The following is a 4,018-nucleotide window of genomic DNA, read 5'->3' as shown; positions in this document are numbered from 1 at the left end:
AGGTTTATTCCAAATTTATGGGCGGTGAATTCATGAAACAAGCAGATTGCATTATTATTGGTGGAGGTATAGCCGGGATTCAGGCAGCCATCCAGCTAGGAAGATATAAACATGATATTATCGTCATTGATTCTGCTCAAGGCCGCTCCTCCATTGCCAAGGCATACCATAACATTCTTGGGTGGCCAGACGGGGTAAGCGGGAAACAATTAAGGACGCTTGGCAGGCAGCACGCTGAAAAATTCGGTGTCGAATTCATGGATGATACAGTGACATCTCTAGAAAAAAAGCAGGACAAGTTTTTTATCCAAACTAAAAATGACAGGGAATATCAAKCAAAAATGATTTTTCTTGGTACTGGCATTACCGATAACATTCCTCCAATCAAAAACATCTATTCAACTCTTGGGACATCCACATATATATGCCCTGACTGTGATGGGTATGAGATCATGGATAAGCAAACCGTTGTTCTTGGTGGCGGAAATACGGGTGCAGGCATGGCGCTTACTCTATTATATTGGTCAAAAGATATCATTTACGTAAACCATTTGAAATCTAAAATTGATGATGAGTATAGAGATAAGTTAACGGCAAATCACATTCCCGTAATTGAAGAGGAGGTTTGTGAGGTTCATGTCGATGCCAATCAGGAGTTAACGGGCATAGAATTAGTATCTGGTAAAATTATCAGAGCTGAAAAGGCATTTACGGCGTTTAAAGGGAACAAGCTTAATAATGGCCTAGCCTTACAATTAGGTGTGCAGGTCAATGAAAACAATCATGTCGTGGTTCATCCCCGGACTAAAGAAACGAATATTAAAGGAGTCTGGGCAGGCGGCGACCTCGTTGCTCATTCCGAACAAGTCACCATTTCCATGGGAGATGGCACCCAGTCAGCGATATGGATTCATAAGAGGCTGTTAGGCTATCCACTTCCTTATGATTGACAGTTTCCTGAATTAAAAGGCGCCCTGTTCACCAGGCCGCCTCAGTTTGTACATAAAAAGGATTCTATCTGAATTTTAAAACAAAGTTGATTGGAACGGAAGGTACGAGACTCCTGCGGGAAAAACGTGTCCAGGGAGACCCCGCAGGCGCAAGGGCGCCGAGGAGRCTCCCGGACCGCCCGCGGAAAGCGAGTGCCTGGAGTGGAGATCAAAAATTGTCTACAATTTTATGCGACCTATTCACCAGGCCGCCTTTACATTGGTATTTAAGCTTTTCCAGGTCAGTCATTCAATACACCTCTACATTCGATTCCTTCCCTTAAAAACCTTAACCAAAATGAGAATGACCGCGATGATAAGCAAGATATGTATAAAGCCTGCAGCCACTTTGAAGACTAAACCAAGAACCCATAATAATATTATTACACCAATAATCGTCCAAATCATGATAATCCCCCTTTCTTCCCTTTTAAAGGACTTTTTATTAATAAGAATTCCACTTACATTTAAAATACCCATATCTTTCTCTAACAAACCTCCTCCTTATTTTTTACATAAAACTGTAAATGCTGTAAATGATAATAGAGAAATGAGGAATCTTCCATATTGATTATCATTCACCATTAGGAAGAGACTTTCAGGTTTTTAAAGGTTCTACAGTTCTTCAATTAGGCAGAAAAAACCATTAAAAAGAAGGAGTCGTTCATTCATGAAAAAGTTTTTCGTAATCTGTTTAACAGCTTGTTCCCTATTCTTAGTCAACCTTAATCATCCGGCTGCACAGGAAAATAAAGCAAAGACTGAAAGTGTACAATTCACTGATGCTCAAAAATCGGAAATCGCTAAGATCCAAAAACAAATACTCGCTGACAAAAAGATATTGATCGAAAAATATGTTGAGTATGGCGCGCTTTCAAAAGAAGAAGCCGATAAAATGGTTTCACATTTTGAAAAACATTATAAAATGATGGAAGAACATAATTTCCAAATACCGCCGCACCGTCCGCATACAGGACATATGCATAAGTAATTGTAAGTTTTTTCCGATATATCCAGATAATCCGACCTGATAAAAAGGCCGGATTATTTTCATTTCTTTCGTCCTTGATAAATAAACATGACGCGTTTACCATTTACTAAAGGATTTTATTTCTCTTTAGCGAAATACATAACTATGAGAAATGAAAGGGTGAAAAGGATGAACAAAATAGGTATAACAGCAAGAGACTTATTTCACTTGAAATCAGTAACCGATCCAAAGCTATCACCGGATGGCAGCATGGCGGTTTATGTCCAAACCAGAATAGATGAAAAAACGGAAAAATACATTTCCAATTTGTTTATGTTCAGCCTGATTACAAATGAAACAAAGCAATGGACGTTTGGGGATAATCGTGATACATCACCAGCCTGGTCCCCCGACGGCAAGCATATCGCCTTTATATCAGATAGATCAGGAAAAAAACAAGTCCACATTATCGGGAGCATTGGCGGGGAAGCTCGCCAGCTCACCCATTTCGTCAACGGCGCATCAAAGCCAATTTGGTCCCCTTGTTCCACCAAGTTACTGCTTTCTACCGGGTTAAAGGAAGGCGAAAACCTTAATTCGGTAAATGAAAATGATCTATCCAAAGAAGTTATTAGGTATGACCGGATCAAGTACAAATGGGATGGGAGAGGCTATTTTGATCAGTTATATCAGCAGCTTGTAATAGCGGACATTTTTAAGGGAGAATTCACATTGCTGACGGAAAACAATATTGATCATCTTCCGAATGCGTGGTCTCCAGACGGACAACGTATTGCATTCATAAGCGGGGATGCAGAAAGAAGTGATGATGAACTTTTTTCAGATATATTCATTATGGATCTTGATACGAAATCTTTAGAGAAAATTACGGATAGTACAGGTTTCTTTAGAGATCCTAAATGGTCTCCAAATGGCGAATATCTATCTTTCATAGGCCATAATAAAGAATTTGCCGGTGCGACCTTTTCAAATATCTGGTTATATTCCATCATGGACCAAACGACTAAGTGTTTGACCGACGGATGGGACGTGCAAATTGGAGATTCCGCAATAGGGGATTTCCAAATCGGAGCCGTCGACCCAGGTATTTTGTGGACAAACGATAGCCAAGGTTTTTACTTTTTAATAAGTGATTATGGTAATACCGGAGTATATTATGGTTCCATTGAAGGAGCCATGTATCCATCAATCCTTGACCCGCAGCATATATACGGCCTGACTATAGATCCCGAAAGCCACCGTGCTGTCGTGGCCATCAGTACACCTGTTCATCCTGGCGATCTCTTTGCTTATAACCTTACCAATGGTGATAAGGAACAAATCAGTTTTGTTAATGAGGAGTTTTTGAAGGATAAACATTTGTCCATGGCTGAACCCATTACTTTTCCATCAGTCGATGGGCTTACCATTCACGGCTGGATCATGAGACCGAACGGTTTTAATAGTAGTCAAAAATATCCGCTCATTTTAGAAATCCATGGCGGACCGCATATGATGTATGCTAATACCTATGTTCATGAATTCCAGACCTTGGCTAATGAAGGGTATACTGTATTGTTCACTAACCCGCGAGGGAGTGTAGGATATGGCCAGGACTTTGTAAACGCCTGCCGTGGCGACTATGGAGGCATGGATTATAAGGACTTAATGGCTGGAGTCGATCACGTTCTAGCTACGTATGATTTTATAGACGATGAAGAGTTAGGGGTATCCGGAGGAAGTTATGGAGGATTCATGGTAAATTGGATCATCGGACATACCAACCGCTTCAAGGCGGCTGTTTCTCAGCGTTGTATCAGTAACTGGCTAAGTTTTTATGGGGTCAGCGACATTGGCTATTATTTTACAGAGTGGGAAGTTGGCGGCGATATCATTAACTCTGCTGAAAAACTATGGCAGCACTCTCCATTAAAATATGTTTCCACTGTGGATACGCCTTTACTTTTACTTCACGGAGAAAAGGACTTCCGCTGTCCCATTGAACAGAGCGAGCAATTTTTTGTCGCTTTAAAACGGCAAAATAAAGAAGCCATACTTG

Annotated in this window: 4 protein-coding genes; 3 read left to right on the top strand and 1 reads right to left on the bottom strand. The window is 40.7% G+C overall.

The annotated features are described in order from the left end of the window. Positions 1-17: 17 nt before the first annotated feature. Positions 18-950, top strand: a complete 933-nt coding sequence (locus AC1DVB_RS25715; RefSeq protein WP_477591605.1) for an NAD(P)/FAD-dependent oxidoreductase — start codon at positions 18-20, stop codon at positions 948-950. Positions 951-1,250: 300 nt separating this feature from the next. Here AC1DVB_RS25715 and AC1DVB_RS25710 read toward each other — a convergent pair whose 3' ends face one another. Continuing rightward, positions 1,251-1,397, bottom strand: coding sequence for a lmo0937 family membrane protein (locus AC1DVB_RS25710; RefSeq protein WP_106027466.1), 147 nt, complete (start codon positions 1,395-1,397; stop codon positions 1,251-1,253). A gap of 262 nt (positions 1,398-1,659) precedes the next feature. On the opposite strand from AC1DVB_RS25710, the gene AC1DVB_RS25705 reads away from it, so the two are divergent. Further along, a complete protein-coding gene (locus AC1DVB_RS25705) occupies positions 1,660-1,980 on the top strand; it encodes a YckD family protein (protein ID WP_048678029.1) in 321 nt (106 codons plus the stop codon). Positions 1,981-2,148: 168 nt separating this feature from the next. Further along, positions 2,149-4,018: S9 family peptidase (locus tag AC1DVB_RS25700; protein WP_477591602.1), on the top strand; the 1,870-nt coding region annotated here is incomplete at its 3' end.

Source organism: Peribacillus sp. P4_D6, assembly GCF_056401795.1.
This window is presented reverse-complemented; position numbering and strand designations above follow the sequence as displayed.